Origin of the sequence: Micromonospora sp. DT201, assembly GCF_049841575.1 — a bacterium.
Lineage (GTDB): Bacteria > Actinomycetota > Actinomycetes > Mycobacteriales > Micromonosporaceae > Micromonospora.
This window is the reverse complement of sequence record NZ_JBNCKP010000029.1, coordinates 1-18068: the sequence shown is the minus strand read 5'-3', so window position 1 is coordinate 18068 and position 18068 is coordinate 1. Positions and strand designations below refer to the sequence as shown.

18 protein-coding genes and 1 pseudogene are annotated in these 18068 nt (G+C 70.0%); 12 read left to right on the top strand and 7 right to left on the bottom strand.

The genetic code is table 11. The features are described 5' to 3' along the window. The first annotated feature begins 39 nt into the window (after nucleotides 1–39). Together ACLQ28_RS31115 and ACLQ28_RS31110 are read left to right on the top strand one after the other, a co-directional pair. Nucleotides 40–684, top strand: coding sequence for an HAD family hydrolase (locus ACLQ28_RS31115; protein WP_425689831.1), 645 nt, complete (start codon nucleotides 40–42; stop codon nucleotides 682–684). A gap of 217 nt (nucleotides 685–901) precedes the next feature. Continuing rightward, on the top strand, nucleotides 902–1834 hold the full coding sequence (locus ACLQ28_RS31110) for a serine protein kinase RIO (RefSeq protein WP_425689830.1): 933 nt from the start codon (nucleotides 902–904) through the stop codon (nucleotides 1832–1834). A gap of 43 nt (nucleotides 1835–1877) precedes the next feature. On the opposite strand, the gene ACLQ28_RS31105 is transcribed toward ACLQ28_RS31110, so the two are convergent. Further along, nucleotides 1878–2126 (bottom strand): DUF2630 family protein, encoded by a 249-nt coding sequence (locus tag ACLQ28_RS31105; RefSeq protein ID WP_184176801.1) that lies wholly within the window; start codon nucleotides 2124–2126, stop codon nucleotides 1878–1880. A 493-nt stretch (nucleotides 2127–2619) separates the two neighbouring features. Here ACLQ28_RS31105 and ACLQ28_RS31100 point away from each other — a divergent pair, with 493 nt between their 5' ends. The 9 genes from ACLQ28_RS31100 to ACLQ28_RS31060 all read left to right on the top strand — a co-directional run bounded on the left by ACLQ28_RS31100 (nucleotide 2620) and on the right by ACLQ28_RS31060 (nucleotide 12250). Continuing rightward, nucleotides 2620–3897: a cytochrome P450 gene (locus tag ACLQ28_RS31100; protein WP_425689870.1), complete on the top strand. Its 1278-nt coding sequence runs from the start codon at nucleotides 2620–2622 to the stop codon at nucleotides 3895–3897. Then, complete coding sequence (locus ACLQ28_RS31095) at nucleotides 3894–4805, top strand: terpene synthase family protein (protein ID WP_425689829.1); 912 nt, start codon at nucleotides 3894–3896, stop codon at nucleotides 4803–4805. The genes ACLQ28_RS31100 and ACLQ28_RS31095 overlap by 4 nt, the downstream gene beginning before the upstream one ends. Continuing rightward, nucleotides 4802–6418: a prenyltransferase gene (locus ACLQ28_RS31090; RefSeq protein ID WP_425689828.1), complete on the top strand. Its 1617-nt coding sequence runs from the start codon at nucleotides 4802–4804 to the stop codon at nucleotides 6416–6418. Before ACLQ28_RS31095 ends, ACLQ28_RS31090 begins: the two co-directional genes overlap by 4 nt. Before the next feature lie 110 nt (nucleotides 6419–6528). Continuing rightward, entirely contained in the window at nucleotides 6529–9075 is a 2547-nt protein-coding gene (locus ACLQ28_RS31085; RefSeq protein WP_425689827.1) for a sensor histidine kinase, read from the top strand. A gap of 88 nt (nucleotides 9076–9163) precedes the next feature. Beyond that, nucleotides 9164–9583, top strand: coding sequence for a roadblock/LC7 domain-containing protein (locus tag ACLQ28_RS31080; RefSeq protein WP_425689826.1), 420 nt, complete (start codon nucleotides 9164–9166; stop codon nucleotides 9581–9583). A 5-nt stretch (nucleotides 9584–9588) separates the two neighbouring features. After that, nucleotides 9589–9975, top strand: coding sequence for a DUF742 domain-containing protein (locus tag ACLQ28_RS31075; protein ID WP_425689825.1), 387 nt, complete (start codon nucleotides 9589–9591; stop codon nucleotides 9973–9975). After that, nucleotides 9956–10567, top strand: coding sequence for a GTP-binding protein (locus ACLQ28_RS31070; protein ID WP_184176789.1), 612 nt, complete (start codon nucleotides 9956–9958; stop codon nucleotides 10565–10567). Before ACLQ28_RS31075 ends, ACLQ28_RS31070 begins: the two co-directional genes overlap by 20 nt. 85 nt (nucleotides 10568–10652) lie before the next feature. After that, on the top strand, nucleotides 10653–10988 hold the full coding sequence (locus ACLQ28_RS31065) for a YciI family protein (protein ID WP_425689824.1): 336 nt from the start codon (nucleotides 10653–10655) through the stop codon (nucleotides 10986–10988). Nucleotides 10989–10993: 5 nt separating this feature from the next. Then, nucleotides 10994–12250 (top strand): RNA polymerase sigma factor, encoded by a 1257-nt coding sequence (locus ACLQ28_RS31060; RefSeq protein WP_425689823.1) that lies wholly within the window; start codon nucleotides 10994–10996, stop codon nucleotides 12248–12250. Between the two features lie 10 nt (nucleotides 12251–12260). Here ACLQ28_RS31060 and ACLQ28_RS31055 read toward each other — a convergent pair whose 3' ends face one another. The 5 genes from ACLQ28_RS31055 to ACLQ28_RS31035 all read right to left on the bottom strand — a co-directional run bounded on the left by ACLQ28_RS31055 (nucleotide 12261) and on the right by ACLQ28_RS31035 (nucleotide 16880). Further along, nucleotides 12261–12461 (bottom strand): DUF397 domain-containing protein, encoded by a 201-nt coding sequence (locus tag ACLQ28_RS31055; RefSeq protein ID WP_425689822.1) that lies wholly within the window; start codon nucleotides 12459–12461, stop codon nucleotides 12261–12263. Between the two features lie 72 nt (nucleotides 12462–12533). Then, the gene (locus ACLQ28_RS31050) at nucleotides 12534–13076 is read right to left on the bottom strand and encodes a GNAT family N-acetyltransferase (protein WP_425689821.1); all 543 of its coding nucleotides are present in this window, start codon (nucleotides 13074–13076) and stop codon (nucleotides 12534–12536) included. Between the two features lie 204 nt (nucleotides 13077–13280). Continuing rightward, on the bottom strand, nucleotides 13281–13655 hold the full coding sequence (locus ACLQ28_RS31045; protein WP_425689820.1) for a type II toxin-antitoxin system VapC family toxin: 375 nt from the start codon (nucleotides 13653–13655) through the stop codon (nucleotides 13281–13283). Then, a complete protein-coding gene (locus ACLQ28_RS31040; RefSeq protein ID WP_425689819.1) occupies nucleotides 13652–13906 on the bottom strand; it encodes a type II toxin-antitoxin system Phd/YefM family antitoxin in 255 nt (84 codons plus the stop codon). The genes ACLQ28_RS31045 and ACLQ28_RS31040 overlap by 4 nt, the downstream gene beginning before the upstream one ends. Nucleotides 13907–14027: 121 nt before the next feature. Beyond that, nucleotides 14028–16880, bottom strand: coding sequence for an aconitate hydratase (locus ACLQ28_RS31035; protein WP_425689869.1), 2853 nt, complete (start codon nucleotides 16878–16880; stop codon nucleotides 14028–14030). A gap of 309 nt (nucleotides 16881–17189) precedes the next feature. Here ACLQ28_RS31035 and ACLQ28_RS31030 point away from each other — a divergent pair, with 309 nt between their 5' ends. Further along, on the top strand, nucleotides 17190–17846 hold the full coding sequence (locus ACLQ28_RS31030) for a DedA family protein (protein WP_425689818.1): 657 nt from the start codon (nucleotides 17190–17192) through the stop codon (nucleotides 17844–17846). Nucleotides 17847–17979: 133 nt separating this feature from the next. Here ACLQ28_RS31030 and ACLQ28_RS31025 read toward each other — a convergent pair. After that, nucleotides 17980–18068: pseudogene (locus tag ACLQ28_RS31025) on the bottom strand (C39 family peptidase); the annotation flags it as partial.

Genomic DNA, 18068 nt, shown 5'->3' with positions numbered 1-18068 from the left:
GATCTGTTGGCGGACACGTCGGTCCCGTAGGGTGCGCGAGTGCCACTGCTCCTGCTGGACCTGGACAACACCCTGCTGGATCGGGCCGGGCCGTTCCGCCGCTGGGGTGAGCGCTTCCTGGACAGCATCGGCGCGCCCCCCACCGACATCGACTGGATGGTCTCGGTCGACGCCGACGGGTTGACCGACCGCTGGGATCTCGCCGACGCCATCCGGGACCGCTATGAGCTGCGCATCCCCTCGATCGACCTGGTGGAGGACCTGCACGACGGGGTGGTGGCGCAGACCCGGCTCGACCCGCTGACCGCCTGCGCGCTGCGGATCGCCGACGACGCCGGCTGGGTGCCGGTGGTGGTGTGCAACGGCACGGTACGCGTCGAGGACGCCAAGATTCGCCGGACCGGCCTGGACCAGTACGTCGCCGACTGGGTGATCTCCGAGGAGGCCGGGGTCAGCAAGCCCAACCCGCGGATCTTCGCGCTCGCCGCCCAGCGGGTCCGGATGCCGTTGCGTGGTGCCTGGGTGATCGGCGACAGCCCGGAGGCGGATATCGGTGGCGCCGCGGCGGTCGGGCTGCCCAGCGTCTGGCTGCACCGGGGTCGCACCTGGTCGGACGTCCGGTTCGCGCCGAGCCGCACCGTGGACGGGCTGATCGCCGCGGTCGCCACCGTGCTCGCGCGCTGACGGGTTCGTTCGCTGACTATCGCGCGCCTTGGTTCGAACGCTGCTCGGGTGGCGGTTCGGTAAATCGGTTGACCGGCTGCCGTGTGGCGCCGAGCATTGTGGGCGCATCGTGCATCCCGGGTGTGCGCCCGGTCGAGGAGAGGGGGTCGGCAATGGCCGTCTTCGCAGGTCGACTCCAGCTGTCTTTCTCAGCCTCGATCAAGGGAACCTCACCACAGTGCGCGATTACGACCTTCCGGCGCTCGAGCGCCGGAGCCGCGGCAAGAGCCGCTTCGACGACGACGAACCGCAGTTTCTGAAGCGCGGGCGGCCCACCGAGCCGCCCGCAGACCCGGACAGCGACCCTGACCCAGACACCGGCGAGCGCTGGTCGTCCTGGGACGACGCCGTCCACGGGCCACAACCGCACCCGGGTTGGCTGGTCACCGAGTTGGCCGCCAAGGACACCGAGTTGGGTGTGCTGAAGACCGGCAAGGAGGCGGACGTCCACCTGGTCCGCCGCGCCGTGCCCGACACCGACCGCTCCTGCCTGTTGGCGGTCAAGCGCTACCGCGACCCCGAGCACCGGATGTTCCACCGCGACGCCGGCTACCTGGAGGGCCGCCGGGTGCGGCGCTCCCGGGAGAACCGGGCGATGGCCGGTCGGACAGCGTTCGGCCGGCAGATGATCGCCGGGCAGTGGGCCGCGGCCGAGTTCGACGCCCTGGCACGACTCTGGGAGATCAGCGCCGGGCATGACCGGATCGCCGTGCCGTACCCGGTGCAGTTGCGGGGTACCGAGCTGATGTTGGAGTTCGTCGGTGACGCCGAGTCGGGGGAGGCGGCACCCCGGCTGGCCCAGCTGCGACCCGGCCCGGCCGAGCTGCGCGACCTGTGGGCCCAACTGGTGGAGGCGCTGCGGGTGCTGGCCCGGGCCGGCTATGCACACGGCGACCTGTCGCCGTACAACCTGCTCGTGCACCAGGGTCGGCTGGTCGTGATCGACTTGCCGCAGGTGGTCGACGTGGTGGCGAACCCGCAGGGGCCGGACTTCCTGGCCCGCGACGTCCGGGTGGTCGCCGCCTGGTTCGCGGCACGGGGTCTGCCCGCCGAGCAGGTCGATCCCGGCGTGTTGACCGGAGAACTGCTACGCGAGGCGGGCGTCCGCTGACCGGAGTGGGTCGGGCGGCCTGACCGCCCGACCCGTCACGCCGTTACTGCAGGTAGCGCTCTACCTCGGGCTTGGGGCGCTCGCCCTGTGCATCCGGGTCGCCGTGGGTCTCCCGGGCGGCCCGCCTGCGGCGCAGGAGGTCCCAACACTGGTCCAGGGACTCCTCCAGGGCGCGCAGCCGCTCGCTGGCCTCGCCCTCGGTGCCCGACTCGTGGGCCTGGGCATCCGCCCGCAGCTTGTGTTCCTCGTCGACCAGCTCGGTGATCCGGTTCAGGATGGTCTTGTCGTCCATGACAAGAGCCTGGCACAGGGGGCCGGGCGTCGCCCGGATTCGGACGTTCCGCCGGATCGGCATCCATGGCGCAGGTGACGCGTGACGCGGTCCCGGGTCGAGCCGGCGACCACCGGGTCAGGCCCGACAAGTGAGCGACGAGTGATGTTCATCACTATTGAACATCACGAATGCTGACCGTTGGTCGTGGCTGCTGCTACCTGCGGGATCTGTGGTCGGCGCAACTCCCCGCATCCCGATCCTACGGTGACGCAAACGTTGCGGGTGAAAATTTCACGTCTCGCGCCTAGAGGAAGATGACCTAGCGGTGGCATGCTCCCACGGACATCTAACTCCGCAGAGCCGTTCCGCGACACCGAGTATCCACAAGGGAGTGTCAGTTCCCGTGGTAGCCCCGCACACCGTGCCTGTTCAGCCACGACGAGCGGGCTCGGTCCCGCTGCGCCACGTGGTGCCCAACCTGTTCCGTGATCCGGCCCGCGCCCTTGTCGACATGGGCGAGCGGTCGCAGGGCGAGGTGGTGAAGCTCAGTCTGGGTGTGTCCCGGCTCTACCTGGTCACCCGGCCGGAGCACCTACAGCAGGTTCTGCGCGACAAGTCCGACAACTACGTCCGCGGCGGTGACGCTCTCCAGTGGCGTCCGCTGAAGCGGTTGTTCGGTGACGGCATCCTCGGCGACGGCGAACATTGGAAGAACAGCCGCCAGGTGCTTCAGCCGTTGTTCACCGCTCGACGCGTCGACTCGCTGGTGGACCGGCTGGCCGAGGCGATCGAGGATGCGGTCGACGACCTGGACGAGCCGGCCCGCACCGGCCAACCCGTCGACATGGGCACCGTGCAGGCCCAGATCGTCTGCTCGGCGATCATGCGGGTCTTCTTCGCCGACAAGATCTCGGTGCCGCAGGCGATGCGCATCATGAAGGCGCAGGACGCGATCGCCTCGTCGGTGATGCCGCGGCTGATGGTGCCGTGGGCACCGTTGGCCATGCCGATGCCCGGTGACCGGACATTCCGTAAGGCCGTTCAACTCATTGACGACACCCTGCTCCCGATCATCCGAGCCACCCGGGAGACGGCCGAAACCGATGGGGACGACATCATCGCCGCCCTGTGGCGGGGCCGCACGGAGACAGGTGGCCGGATCGAGGAGCGGCAGGTCCGGGACGACACCGTCTCCATGGTCGCCACCACCACCGAAACCACGATCAGCGTACTGACCTGGCTCTGGCCGCACATCGCTCAGGACGAGCAGATCGCCGAGCGACTGTACGAGGAGATCGACCGAGTGGTCGGCGACGCGCCGGTCCGACGCGAGCACCTACGCGAGCTGCGCTACACCCGGCAGGTGCTCGACGAACTGCTGCGGCTCTATCCGATCGGCTGGCTCTTTCCGCGCAGTGCGGTGGAAGCCGACGTGATCGGTGGCGTACGCATCGAAGCCGGCGCGACCCTGATAGTCAGCCCGCTGATCACCCACCGGATGTCCGCGTTCTGGGACCGGCCCGAGGTCTTCGACCCCGACCGCTTCGACCCCGATCAGGTCCGCAACCGGCACCGGTACGCGCACTTCCCGTTCGGCGGCGGCCCGCACCAGTGCATCGGCATGCACCTCTTCTACCTGGAGGCGATGCTGATCGTGGCCACCGTGCTGAGCCGCTTCCGGTTCAGCCTGCAACGGCAATCGGTGCCCGGAGTCAAGGTGGCAGCAGCGCTACGGCCCCAAGAGCGTGTCGAAGTGATCCTGCGACCGGTACGGAGTGTCTCGGCATGACCGCTGGGCTCGCGTCGCTGCCGGCAACCGGTGGCGACCAGATGACGCTGGCCGCCGAGCAGGGCCGGATCTGTGCCCTCGCTGCCAAGGGCCAACGTGACCTGGCCGAACGTGCTGCGGCGTACCCCGATCTCTTCCCGGCGCGACCGTTCGACCCGGCGCTGTTCGGCAACGTTGCCATGGCGATCGCGTTCGGGGCTCCCTGGTGTGACCTCGACCAGTTGCGCGTCACGAACCGGGCCGTGCTCTGGGGCTTCGCGGTCGATTGGCTCGTCGACCACGAGGCGCGTACCCGTGCCGAGATCGACAGGTTGACGGCGGGCTGCCTGGCGGTGGCGGAGGGCGGGCGACCGGCGGCGGACGACCACCTCAGCCGGTTTCTCGCCGAGTTGCACGACGAACTGGTTGCCGTGCCGGCGTACGCGACCCACGGGGTGGTGTGGCGCAACGAGTTGCGGACGATGCTCGACGCGATGGCGCGGGAGTGGGACTGGAAGCAGGCCGCCGACACCGGTGTGCTGCCCACCCTCGACGAGTACCTGGCAAATGCGGCGAACCTGGCCTGCACGGTGGTCAACGTCGTGCACTGGATCCACTCCGACGATCCCGCCACGCTCGCCCACCTCGACGCGCTCGTCGCGGCCAGTGACCAGGTGCAGCGGATCCTCCGACTCGTCAACGACCTGGCCAGCTACGAACGCGACAAGCGGTGGGGGGACCTCAACGCGTTGATGTTGGTGCCGGAGCGGGCCGACATCGAGCGCCAGATCGCCGACCTGGTGGCGTACGCCCGCGAGCTGCTCGATCCGCTGCGCGCGACCTGCCCGGTGCAGGCCGACTACCTCGCTCGCCAGATCGGCTTCAGCTCGGGCTTCTACCGGTCGACCGACTTCTGGGGCGTGCTGTGACCACCTCGCAAGCCGCCGCTGCCCGGGGCGAGTCGGAGGTCGCGGCATCGGCCCGGGAGTTGCTCGGCGCCATGGTGCTCGAGCCGGCGGGCCGGGTGACCCCGTCGGTGTACGAGACCGGCCGCGTCGTCGCCGACGCGCCGTGGCTCACCGGGCATGACCGGCGGCTGCGGTATCTGCTGGACGCACAGCGCTCCGATGGCGGTTGGGGTGGCGTCAGCGGCTACGCCGTGGTGCCGACGGTGAGTGCGGTGGAGGCGCTGCTCGGCACACTGCGTCGCACCCAGGCTCCCGCCCCGACCGGGCTGGCCGCAGCCACCGGCCGCGGGTTGGGTGCGCTGACCGACTGGCTGTCCAGGGGCACGGCGCTCCCGGACACCCCGGCGGCCGATCTCATCGTGCCGGCGCTGGTGGAGCGCATCAACGACCACCTCACCTTCTTCGCGGCCCGCGACGATCGGGGGTTCACCGGCGGCGTCCGTGCCCTGCCCAGCGTGGACCGACGGCGGCTCGACGCGGTACTCGCGCTGGTGGGCAGCGGACGTCCGGTGCCGCAGAAGCTGCTGCACGCCTTCGAGGTGCTCGGGCCGCTCGCGCGCCGGCACAGCGGCGTGTCCCCGGTCGCCGGGGCCATCGGCGCCTCGCCGGCGGCCACCGCCGCCTGGATCGGCGACCCGGCGACGCCCGGCGCCGACCCGGAGGCGCTGGCCTACCTTCGGACGGCTGTTGGTCCTCTCGATGGCCCGGTGCCCTGCTGTACGCCGATCACGGTGTTCGAGCGAGCCTGGGTGCTGAGCAGCCTGGCCCGAGCGGGGGTGCCGGTCCGGCCTGCGCCGAAGCTCATCGCCGAGCTGGCCGCCGCGCTCGGGCCGCAGGGCACGGCAACTGGGCCAGGGCTACCCGCCGACGCGGACACCACCTCGGTCACCCTCTACGCTCTCGCCCGCCTCGGTCACCCGGTGGACCCGGCGAGCCTGCTCCACTTCGACCTCGGCAGCCACTTCTGCACCTGGCAGGGGGAGGACGGGCGGTCGGTCACCACCAACGCACACGTGCTGGAGGCGCTCGGCTGGCATGCCCGGCATACGTCGGCGGGTGCGAGCCGCTACGGCGGCCGTGCGGCCGCGCTGGCCGGGTGGTTGAGCGACGAGCAGCAGCCCGATGGCTCCTGGGCCGACCGCTGGCACGCGTCTCCGTACTACGCCACCTCGTGTGTCGTGACCGCCCTCGACCGGTACGCCCCGGCCAACACTGCTGGATCAGCGGTGGACCGCGCCGTCGACTGGTTGGTCGCCACCCAACGGGCGGACGGGGCCTGGGGACGCTGGGCGGGCACCGCGGAGGAGACGGCGTACGCCCTGCACGTGCTGCTGGGGGTGCGTCGACCGGCGCGACCTGGCGTACCGGAGGCGATCGGTCGTGGGTTGCAGCATCTTTCCGAAGTGGACGACCAACAGGTCGACACTCCACTATGGCATGACAAAGATCTCTATGCGCCTGTGCTGATCGTCCGCGCGGCTGTTCTCGCAGCCCGGCAGTTGGCAATGGCCAGATCCGACCTGGTCAACAACCCGGACCGGTCCTCGCTTCGGTCCCGCACGGTGGTCTCATGATCAGCAGCGCTTGAGCACAGCCCCGGACGCTGCTAGCGTGCGCCGGGGTCGATGCGTGAACTACGCAAACCTGACTGAACAATCACACAGGCCGCGCCAGGGACGGTGTAATGGGTTCCCGCAGTACGAATCTGCGTACCAAGGTCGTTGCTCTGCTCGTCTCGCTCGTCGCGCTCTGGGGCTTCACGGCCTGGGTCACCGTCCGGGACGGGGTCAACCTGCTCGGTGTGCAGACACTGGACACCAAGGTCTTCGATCCCACCGAGCCGCTGCTGATCCAATTGCAGGTGGAGCGCCGGGAGTCGTCGACCTATTTGGGTCGACCCGACGAGGCCCAGCGCGCCACTCTGGCCGAGACGCGCAAGCACACCGACCAGTTGGCGGCAGCGTTCCAGAAGTCCACCGAGAACTGGCAGGTGGGCTTGCTGGGCAGCGACACCCTCGCCCAGCGGATCAAGGCTCTCACCACCGGGCTGAGCGACCTGGGCAAGACCCGTACGGCGGTCGACGACCGGAGCATCGACCGGGCCGGGGCCACCGCGACCTTCACCGGAGTGATCGAGTCGGTTTTCCGGGTGTACGACGCGCTCGGCAACCTCGACGACGAGCAGGTCGCCGAGGACACCGCCGCGCTGATCGACCTCAACGAGTCCCGGGAGCTGCTGTCCCAGGAGGACGCGCTGCTGGCCGGCGTGCTGGCCGCCGGGCGGATCACCCCGGCCGAACGGGCGGAATTCACCCGGATCGTCGGCGCCCGGCAGTTCGTCGCCGCCTCCGCGCTGGTCCGGCTCCCCGCCGCCGACCAGCGCCGCTACGAGACGATGACGACGGCCCCCACCTTCAGCCGGTTGACCGGCCTGGAGACCCAGATCATGCAGGGCAGTGGTGCCAGCCGGCCGTCGGTCACCGTGACCGAGTGGAGCGACACCACCGCTCCGGCGCTGACCGAGATCGGTGAGGTCGTCCTGGCCGGCGGCGACGGCGTGGTCGCCCGGGCCACCCCGGTCGGCGTCGGCGTCGTCGTCCGACTCGCGCTGGCTGCCGGCCTCGGTCTGCTCGCCGTCATCGCCTCGATCATCGTGTCCATCACCACCGCCCGCGCCCTTGTGCTCCAACTGGAACGGTTGCGTGGTGCGGCGTTCCGCCTGGCCAACGAGCGACTGCCCAGCGTGGTCGAGCGACTCGGTCGCGGCGAAGAGGTCGACGTCGCCGCGGAGGCGCCACCCCTGGAATTCGGCACCGACGAGATCGGCCAGGTCGGCAAGGCCTTCAACGCGGTCCAGGAGACCGCGATCCGTACCGCCGTCGAGCAGGCCGAGCTGCGGCGCAACGTCCGCGAGGTCTTCCTCAGCCTGGCCCGGCGCACGCAGGCACTCGTACACCGCCAGCTCACCCTGCTCGACGCGATGGAGCGCCGCGAACACGACGCGGAGGAGCTGGAGGACCTGTTCCGGGTCGACCACCTGGCCACCCGAATGCGGCGCAACGCGGAAAACCTGATCGTGCTCTCCGGCTCCACCCCCGGTCGGGCCTGGCGGCGCAACGTTCCAATGGTCGACGTGGTGCGCGGTGCCGTGGGCGAGGTGGAGGACTACACCCGGGTCAACGTGCTGCCGCTGGGGCCGGTCTCGCTCGCCGGCCGTGCGGTCGGCGACATCATCCACCTGCTCGCCGAGCTGATCGAGAACGGCCTGTCGTTCTCCCCGCCGCACACGACCGTCGAGGTCCGTGGTCAGTTGGTGGCCAACGGGTTCGCCATCGAGATCGAGGACCGGGGCCTCGGCATGAGCGAAGAGGACCTGGCCGCGGCGAACCACCGGATCGTCGACCAGTCCGAGCTGAACCTCGCCAACGCAGCCCGCCTCGGGCTCTACGTGGTGAGCCGGCTGACCGAGCGGCACGGCGTGCGGGTGCGGTTGAAGGAGTCCGCGTACGGCGGCACCACCGCGGTCGTGCTGATCCCGCTCGGCCTGGTCAGCGAGAACGGTGTCGGCCCGGAGGACTCGGGCGAACTGCGGACCGGTGCGGCCATCCCGATGCCGTCGGCACCTGCCGTCGACACCGGCCGTCCGGCCTTCCTCGCACCGCTCGCACTGGCCGCACCGACGACCACGGCACGGGACGTGTCCGAACCGGTCAGCACGGCGACGCCGATGTCGACCGGCACCGACGCCCCGACGACACCGGCCGACGAGGCTGAGACGGTCCTGCCCACCCGGCAGCGGGCCACCCCGGCCACCGCTACACCCGAGCTGCCCACGCGGGCACGGCGTGGCCTGGGCCAGCCGGCCCTGGAAGCCCCGACGGTGCCCACCGGCCTGCCCGCGGTCGACCGCACCCGAGTGGCGGACGACGTCGCGCCGGTCGTGGCCGCCGACGGCGGTCCGATGCCCGCCCGGGCCGAGGCGGAGCGCACCAACTCGGGCCTGCCCGTCCGGATTCGACAGGCGAGCATCGTCCCCGAGCTGCGCGACGACCCGGCGGTGTCGGAGACCGACGACGAGGATGTGGCGCGCGCACCAGAGCAGGTGCGCCGGATGATGAGCTCCTACCAGACCGGCACCCGGCGCGGTCGGACCGACGCGGCTCGGCTGCTCGGCGGCGCTCCGGAGGCTGCGCCCCCCGAGCCGGGCGACGAGGACCCACAAACTACCTGACCGACAAACGATGACGCGGCTTCCGCGCGGTGTGGCGGTCAAGCCCAGACGAATACGGCGCACAGCCGGGCGAGAAGAGGACGACGAAGTGACCCAGAAGACGGCTTCGAGTGCCGACCTGACGTGGTTGCTGGATGACCTGGTGGGCCGGGTGAAGCAGGCCGAGCACGCGGTCGCGCTCTCCACCGACGGCCTGTTGATGGCCTCCACCCAGGGCTTGAGCCGGGACGACGGCGAGCATCTCGCGGCGATGGCAGCCGGCATCCAGAGCCTGGCCCGAGGCGCCGGCAAGCGCTTCGGCGGCGGGCAGGTGCAGCAGACCATCATCGAGATGCAGTCGTCGTTCCTGTTCGTCACCGCGGCCGGCCGCAACGCCTGCCTGGCGGTGCTGGCCAGCGAGGACGCCGACGTCGGTCTGATCGCGTACGAGATGGCGATGCTGGTCACCCGCGTCGGGAAGTACGTTGCCTCCCCGTCCCGTACCGAGCAGCTGGCCGGCGAGAGGTAGCGGCGATGACGGTGCAGGGGGAGGCCGCAGACCACCAGTGGGTGGATGACAATGCGGGCCCAGTGGTGCGCCCGTACGCGGTGACACGCGGTCGGGCCCGTCCGGTCACCGGCACGTTCGACCTGATCTCCCTGGTCACCGCGACCCGAGCCGAGGTCACGCCGGAGGTTGGTATCGGCCCGGAGCATGTGGCGATCGTCGGGCTGTGCCAACGCATACAGTCCGTCGCCGAGATCGCCGCCCATCTCGACCTGCCGGTGGGCACCATCCGGGTGCTCCTCGGTGATTTGGCGGCCCGCAGCCTGGTGCAGGTTCGCGAACCGCAGACCACGGCCGGTCTTCCCGACAACAGCATCTTCGAGGCGGTAATCAATGGACTACGGGCACTCTGACCGGCCGGCGGGAGCGACCCCACTGCCCACCGCGATCAAGATCCTGGTCGCCGGTGGCTTCGGCGTGGGCAAGACGACCATGGTCGGCGCGGTCAGCGAAACCCGGCCGTTGCGCACCGAGGAGGTGCTGACGGAGTCAGGGGTCGGCATCGACGACCTGTCCGGGGTGGAAGGCAAGACCACCACGACCGTGGCCATGGACTTCGGCCGGATCACCATCAGCGACGACCTGGTGCTGTACCTGTTCGGTACGCCCGGGCAGGACCGGTTCTGGTTCGTCTGGGACGAGCTGGCATTGGGCGCCATCGGCGCGGTGGTGCTGGCCGACACGCGACGGCTCGCCGACTGCTTCCCGTCGATCGACTATTTCGAAGGCCGTGGCACGCCCTTCGTGGTCGCGGTGAACTGCTTCGAGGGTGCCCGGCAGTACCGGCTCGACGAGGTGCAGGCCGCGCTGAACCTCGACCCGGGGGTGCCGGTGCTGCTCTGCGACGCCCGGCAGCGTGAGTCCAGCAAGGAGGTGCTCGTCACGCTGATGGAGCACGCCATGAAGACCCGCGAGGCCCGCCGCCGCGCCGCCAACGGAAACTGACCGAGGTTTTCCGGCGAAGGGTGTCCGGAACGGCCCCGGCCGATCGTCATGCTGGCGATACCCCAGGACACCAGGGAGCAACCAGATGAAGTACATGATGTTCGTCTGCACCGACAGCGAGCCGGACACCGACCCGACCGACGCGCCTGACATCGACAAGTGGGTGGCCGAGAACGACGCCCGCGGTCGCCGCCTCGCCGGCGACCAACTGGCGCCGACAACCGCGGCCACCACGGTCCGGGTACGCGACGGCGAACTGCTCGTCTCCGAGGGCCCGTTCGCGGAGACCACCGAGGTGATCGTGGGCTTCGACCTGCTCGACTGCGCTGACCTGGACGAGGCGATCGAGGTGGCACGGGCACACCCGATGGCCCGGCACGGGCGGCTGGAACTGCGCCCCTTCGCCGACCTGTCCGACTGACGGAGTTGTCCACCTCGCAGCGCCGGTCGGTGCGCACCCCGGCACCGGCCGGCGCGGCGGCGGAAGCCGTCGCGGCCGCGAGCGTCGAGGCGTACCCCCGGATCGTCGCGACACTGATCCGGGTGACCGGCGACTGGGCGTTGGCCGAGGACTGCGCCCAGGAGTCGTTGGCCGTCGCGCTGGAACGGTGGCCCGCCGACGGTGTGCCGGCCAACCCGGGCGGCTGGCTCATGACGGTGGCCCGTAACCGAGCGCTCGACGTGCTGCGTCGGGCCACCGTGGAGCGCCGCAAGCTGCACGATCTGGCGCTGCTCACGCCGGCCGAGGCACAGCCCGAGCCCGCGGTGGGGGAGGACGTGGTGGACGACCGGCTGCGCCTGATCTTCACCTGTTGCCACCCGGCGCTCGCTCTCGAGGCCCGGGTGGCGCTGACACTGCGGACCGTGTGCGGTGTGCCGACCGCCGACATCGCCCGCCTCCTGCTGGTCACCGAGTCGACGATGACCCGACGGCTGACCCGTGCCCGCACCCGCATCTCCCAGGCCGGCATCCCGTACCGGGTGCCGAGCGGGCCGGCGCTGACCGAACGGCTGCCCGGCGTCCTCGCCGTGCTGTACCTGCTGTTCACCCGGGGCTACGTCGCCGACGGCGAGCCGGCCTTCGCGGACGAGGCGGTCCGGCTGGCTCGGCTGCTCGACCAGCTGATGCCGGAGCAGTCCGAGGTGGCCGCGCTGCTGGCGCTGTGCCTGTTGCAGCACTCCCGTGCCGAGGCCCGCCGCGACGCCGCAGGCAACCTGCTCACCCTGAAGCGGCAGGATCGCCGCCGGTGGGACCGCGCCGCCATCGCCGAAGGCCTGGCCGCGCTCGACCGGGTACGCCACGACGGGCCATACGCGTGGCAGGCCCGGATCGCCGCCTGCCACGCCACCGCGATGTCCGTCGACTCCACCGACTGGCCGGCGATCGCACGGGCCTACGACGCGCTGGCCGACATCCGGCCCTCGCCGGTGATCGCGCTCAACCGCGCTGTCGCGCACGGCTACGCGTACGGGCCGGACGCCGGGTTGGTCCTGCTCGACGCGGCACACGCCGGGGGAGGGTTGGACGGCAACCCGCTCGCCTTGGCCGTGCGGGCCGATCTGGTGGCCCGGCAGGGTGACCGACTGCGCGCCGCCGAACTGTTCCGGGAGGCGGCGGCAGCTGTCGGCTCGACAGCCGAGCGCCGAGCGCTGCTCGACCGGGCCGACGAACTCACCCGGTAGGACGGCGGGGTCAGCAGCGCTTGGCCAACACCAGGAATCGGGTCCAGGCCGCCGGGTCGAAGGCGAGCGCCGGACCGGCCGGGTCCTTGGAGTCACGTACGCCGATGACGCCCGCGAGGTTGCCGGCCACCCCGACGCAGGCGCCGCCGTTGTTGCCACTCTGCCCCTCATCGACGAGGGGGCCCCGCGCGCTCACCCATTCAAGGAGCATCACCGGCACCTGCTGTCGGTCCGGCAGCCCAGGACGACGAGGTTCAGCGGCTCCGCGGCCAGCTGAGCACGCTCACCGGTACATTTCCGGTTCCCTTGAGCTCACTTGCTGGCCAGCGCGACCGCAGGAAAGTAGATGGGTGATGGTCCCATCGTCCTCAGTAATGTCCCGGACGTGGCGAAAAGCAAGCTTGCGAAGTGCTGCCAGCGAAGCAACGTTTGGCTCGGCCACAGTCGCGTAAACCTGCTCCAAGTGAAGCGCTGCAAAGCCGTACGCGACGACTGCCTTCGCAAGTTCAGTGCCGAGCCCTCGCCCCCACACCTCGGGCACGAGGCCGTATACCAGTTCATGCCCTTCGACGACCTTTGCCGGCTTGATCTCTGCATGACCCACCAGACGGCCGTCCTGGCGCACGGCCCAGACGTCGAAATTCTCACTTTGATAGGCGTGCGTAAAGATTCGGGCGAAAGTGGCACGATAGTCGGCTTCGGGCCAGGGGCCGTTACCCATCCAACGGGAAACCCGGTCGTCCATGAAGAGCGCTACGAAATCGTCCTCATCAGCAGGTACGTAAGCTTCGAGCAGCAGTCGCTCACTGCGCAGCGGAGGAGTCATGACGAGCGACGCTACCCATCATCAGTTGCTTGCAGCAACGGACTTACTTCTGCTGCCAGCTTCACCGCAACCGCAGGCGCCCAGTCGTCACCCTCAGGGTGCAGCACTGGACCGAGCGTTGACGGCATTGAAGTGAGACATCCAGAACGTGCGGCAAGCCGCACGACGCGCTGATCGGCCCTGATGGTCGGTAGCGGGCCGGTCTCACGCCAGCAGGATTGGTACGTCGTACTTCTGGATGCGATCGTCCCGGGTGACCAGGGTGAGCCCTTCGCGGAGGGCCTGCGCGACCAGCATCCGGTCGAAGGGATCGCGGTGGATCGGCGGGAGTTGTCCGGCCGTCACAGCGTGGTCGTGGCGGATCGGTAGCTCCCGCAGGTCGGCGTCACGGATGCGTTCGGCGAGGTCGGGGGGACCGGTCAACTTTCCCAGCGCCTGCTTGATCGCCACCTCCCACACCGTCACCGGGCTCAGATACACCTCGGGCTCGATGTCGATGCGGTCCTTGATCTCCGTGGAGAGGATCGGGTCGTCGCCCAGCCACCAGAGCACCACGTGCGTGTCCAGCAGGAGCCTCATCCGGACAGCCCGAAGTCGCGGGCGATCGCGTCGTTGACCTCATCCGAGTCCCAATCCTCGGTGAGGTCGAGCGTGCCGCGCAGGGATCCGCGACCGGTGCGTGCCGTCCGGTGGAGAGGAATGACCTTGGCGACCGGGGTGCCAGCCCGGCTGATCACGATCTCCTCGCCGTGCTCGACCCGCTCGATGATCCGTGACAGGTTCGTCTTCGCATCGTGGATGTTGAACTGCGCCGCAGCTTCACCGGACACCGTGCACCTCCTTAGCTAACACGCTAGTCCGCACGCGGGTCAGGCGCGAGGAGCGACGCCGAAACACCTCAGGCCCCTCCTCGCCGACGGCAAGGAGAGGCCTGAGGTGAAACGCGGTACGTCAGTTGGCGATCATGCGGCGCAGCACGTACTGCAGGATGCCGCCGTGCCGGTAGTAGTCCGCCTCACCGGGAGTGTCGATCCGCACCACGGCGTCGAACTCCACGCCGGTGTCGGTGCTGACCTGCACGGTGCGCGGGGTCTCACCGTCGTTGAGCGCGGTCACCCCGGTGATGGTGAACGTCTCGGTGCCGGTGAGGCCGAGCGACTCGGCGGTGACGTCCACCGGGAACTGCAGCGGCAGCACGCCCATACCGATGAGGTTCGAGCGGTGGATCCGCTCGTACGACTCGGCGATGACCGCCCGGACACCCAGCAGCATCGTGCCCTTTGCCGCCCAGTCCCGCGACGAGCCGGAGCCGTACTCCTTGCCGGCCAGCACGACCAGCGGGATGCCGGCCTCCTGGTAGGCAACCGAGGCGTCGTAGATCGAGGTCTGCTCGCCGGTGAGGTGGTTGACGGTGAAGCCGCCCTCCACCCCGGGCACCAGCTGGTTGCGCAGCCGGATGTTGGCGAAGGTGCCCCGGATCATGACCTCGTGGTTGCCCCGGCGAGAGCCGTACGAGTTGAACTCGTGGCGCGGCACGCCGTGCTCGGCGAGGTACGTCCCGGCCGGGGAGTCGGCCTTGATGGCGCCGGCCGGCGAGATGTGGTCGGTGGTCACCGAGTCACCGAGCTTGGCCAGCACCCGGGCGTCGGCGATGTCCACGACCGGGCTCGGCTCCTGCTGCATGCCCTCGAAGTACGGGGGCTTGCGCACGTAGGTGGAGTCGCTCTCCCAGGCGAAGGTGTCGCCGGTCGGGGTGGGCAGCGACTGCCACCGCTCGTCGCCGGCGAAGACATCGGCGTACGCGGCGCTGAACCCGGTCGCGCCGATCGCCTGGGCGATGACGTCCTGGATCTCGGCGCTGTTCGGCCAGATCTCGCGCAGGTAGACCGGGTTGCCCTCGGTGTCCTCACCGATCGGCTCGTTGGCCAGGTCGATGTCCATCGTGCCGGCGAGGGCGTAGGCGACCACCAGCGGCGGGGACGCCAGGTAGTTCATCTTGACGTCCGGGTTGATCCGGCCCTCGAAGTTGCGGTTGCCCGAGAGCACCGAGACCACCGACAGGTCGTGCTCGTTGACCGCGGCGGACACCTCCTCGGGCAGCGGGCCCGAGTTGCCGATGCAGGTGGTGCAGCCGTAGCCGACCAGGTTGAAGCCGAGCTTGTCCAGGTACGGCGTGAGGCCAGCCCGCTCGTAGTAGTCCATGACGACCTTCGAGCCCGGCGCGAGGGTGGTCTTCACCCACGGCTTGCGGGTCAGGCCCTTGTCGACCGCGTTACGGGCCAGCAGCGCGGCACCGATCATCACCTGCGGGTTGGACGTGTTGGTGCACGAGGTGATCGCGGCGATCACCACAGCGCCGTGGTCCAGCTCGTACTCCACGCCGTCGGAACCGGTGACCCGGATCGGGTTGCTGGCCCGGCCACCCGCGCCAACAGCCGCGGTCTCCAGGTCACGCGGCTCGTCGGCCGGGTCGCTGAACTCGTTGGCCGGCGGGTCGCTGGCCGGGAACGACTCGGCGCTGGCCTCGTCGGCCGGGCCGTTGGCGCCGCGCGGCAGCTCCTCGCGGGGCACACCCGGCTTGAGGTCGCGCTCACCGGCGGTGTCGTCGGCGACGTAGTCGGTCAGGGCGGAGCGGAACAGCGTCTTCGCGGCGCCCAGCGGCACCCGGTCCTGCGGGCGCTTCGGGCCGGCGAGGGACGGCTCGATGGTGCCCAGATCCAGCTCCAGGCGCTCCGAGTAGGCCGGCTCGACCTCCGGGTCGTGCCAGAGGCCCTGCTCCTTGGCGTACGCCTCGACGAGCGCGACCTGTGCGGCGTCGCGGCCGGTCAGCTCCAGGTAGCGGATCGTCTCCGCGTCGATCGGGAAGATCGCCACGGTGGAGCCGTACTCCGGGGACATGTTGCCGATGGTGGCCCGGTTGGCCAGCGGCACGGCGCTCACGCCGGGGCCGTAGAACTCGACGAACTTGCCGACCACACCGTGCTTGCGCAGCATCTCGGTGATGGTCAGCACCAGGTCGGTGGCGGTGGTGCCGGCCGGCATCTCGCCGGAGAGCTTGAAGCCCACCACGCGGGGGATCAGCATGCTGACCGGCTGGCCGAGCATCGCGGCCTCGGCCTCGATACCGCCGACGCCCCAGCCCAGCACACCCAGGCCGTTGACCATCGTGGTGTGCGAGTCGGTGCCGACCACGGTGTCCGGGTACGCCTGGCCGCCCCGCTCCATGATGGTGCGGGCCAGGTACTCGATGTTGACCTGGTGCACGATGCCGGTGCCCGGGGGGACGACCTTGAACTCGTTGAACGCGGTCTGACCCCAACGCAGGAACTGGTAGCGCTCCTTGTTGCGCTCGTACTCCAGCTCGACGTTGCGGGCGAAGGCGTCCTCGCGGCCGAACAGGTCGGCGATCACCGAGTGGTCGATGACCAGCTCGGCCGGCGCGAGGGGGTTGACCTTGCTGGCGTCGCCGCCCAGGTCACGCACGGCCTCGCGCATGGTGGCCAGGTCGACCACGCACGGCACGCCGGTGAAGTCCTGCATGAGCACCCGCGCCGGGGTGAACTGGATCTCGACGCTCGGGGCGGCGGTGGGGTCCCACTCGCCGAGCTGGCGGATGTGGTCGGCGGTGATGTTCGCGCCGTCCTCGGTCCGCAGCAGGTTCTCCAACAGGATCTTCAGGCTGTAGGGCAGCCGGGCGTAGCCCTCCACCTTGTCGATCTTGAAAATCTCGTAGCTCGCGTCTCCGACGCGTAGCTGGGTCTTCGCACCGAAGGTGTCGAGGCTCGCCACGTCGTACTCCTTCACACCAGCGACCATGAGTAGTCCTGAGCAGTCTGTCGCACCGGTCGGGGTGCCGCCGAGGTTAGGTGACACTTACCGCCGATTCCGCGCTCAACAAAACCGTACGTCCGTCTTGCTATTCGCGCAACCCGAGTGTCGACTCCCGCGCCACCCTTACCCCTAGCCTCCTAGGACGGGCGGCGCGGCGTGCGTGCCCACACCGCACGCGAGCGGCCCCTGCTTTCGGCCCACCGACGGTAGGGTTCGAGGCCCGCCGAGGCCCGCCGAGGCCCGCCGAGGCCCGCCGAGGCCCGCCGAGAAAAGAGTCAAGCGTTGTTCGACGTCCAGCACTGGCTCGTGTCGCTGCCGCCGATTGCGGTCTACCTGCTTGTCGGCGGGGTGATCGGCGTGGAGAGCATGGGCGTCCCGCTGCCAGGCGAGATCGTCCTGGTCAGCTCTGCCCTGCTCGCCGCCACCGGAGTGGTCGAGCCGGAGTGGGTGGCCACCGCCGCTGCGTTCGGCGCCATCGTCGGCGACTCCATCGGGTACGCCGTTGGCCGACGCGGCGGCCGTCCCCTGCTCGCCCGGCTGGGCCGGCGGTTCCCGAAGCACCTCGGCCCGCCGCAGCTCGCCCGTGCCGAGCAGAGCTTCGCCCGGTACGGCGTCTGGGCGGTCTTCTTCGGTCGGTTCGTCGCACTGCTGCGGATCCTGGCCGGGCCGCTCGCCGGGGCACTGCATGTGCCTTACCGCCGGTTCCTGCTGGCCAACGCGGCCGGTGGCCTGGTCTGGGCGTTCGGCACCACCTACCTGCTGTTCACCGTGGGCAGGGCTGCCGAGCACTGGCTGAAGGACATCTCCTGGGCCGGGCTGGTCCTCGCGGTGCTCGCCGGCCTTGGCAGCACCTGGTGGCTACGCCGACGCGCTCATCGCGTCGAGCCAGCCGAGGTGGCTCCGGCCGTCGAGCCGGTCCAGGCGGGCAGCGAGCACTGAGCTCTGAACATGCCGAAGGGTCGGGCCCGTGGTAGGGGTTCGGCCCTTGGCTTGTCATGCGTGGGGGTTGGCGAGGCCGAAGGGCCGGGCCCCTTGGTGGGGTCCGGCCCTTTCGGTTTTGCGTGGGGGTGGGTCAGTTGGTGGTGTAGCCGCGGGTGGCGATCCAGTCGGCGAGGTGTTCGGTGGTGATGTCGTAGGAGGCGGTGTTGGGGTCGGCGGAGT

What these genes read in the sequence shown, in the direction of transcription:
- ACLQ28_RS31055 (WP_425689822.1), bottom strand. Translation starts at nt 12,461, where the DNA reads ATGCTCCTTGAATGGGTGAGCGCGCGGGGCCCCCTCGTCGATGAGGGG.
- ACLQ28_RS31105 (WP_184176801.1), bottom strand. Translation starts at nt 2,126, where the DNA reads ATGGACGACAAGACCATCCTGAACCGGATCACCGAGCTGGTCGACGAG.
- ACLQ28_RS31100 (WP_425689870.1), top strand. Translation starts at nt 2,620, where the DNA reads ATGGGCGAGCGGTCGCAGGGCGAGGTGGTGAAGCTCAGTCTGGGTGTG.
- ACLQ28_RS31095 (WP_425689829.1), top strand. Translation starts at nt 3,894, where the DNA reads ATGACCGCTGGGCTCGCGTCGCTGCCGGCAACCGGTGGCGACCAGATG.
- ACLQ28_RS31075 (WP_425689825.1), top strand. Translation starts at nt 9,589, where the DNA reads ATGACGGTGCAGGGGGAGGCCGCAGACCACCAGTGGGTGGATGACAAT.
- ACLQ28_RS31065 (WP_425689824.1), top strand. Translation starts at nt 10,653, where the DNA reads ATGAAGTACATGATGTTCGTCTGCACCGACAGCGAGCCGGACACCGAC.
- ACLQ28_RS31045 (WP_425689820.1), bottom strand. Translation starts at nt 13,655, where the DNA reads ATGAGGCTCCTGCTGGACACGCACGTGGTGCTCTGGTGGCTGGGCGAC.
- ACLQ28_RS31085 (WP_425689827.1), top strand. Translation starts at nt 6,529, where the DNA reads ATGGGTTCCCGCAGTACGAATCTGCGTACCAAGGTCGTTGCTCTGCTC.
- ACLQ28_RS31050 (WP_425689821.1), bottom strand. Translation starts at nt 13,076, where the DNA reads ATGACTCCTCCGCTGCGCAGTGAGCGACTGCTGCTCGAAGCTTACGTA.
- ACLQ28_RS31070 (WP_184176789.1), top strand. Translation starts at nt 9,956, where the DNA reads ATGGACTACGGGCACTCTGACCGGCCGGCGGGAGCGACCCCACTGCCC.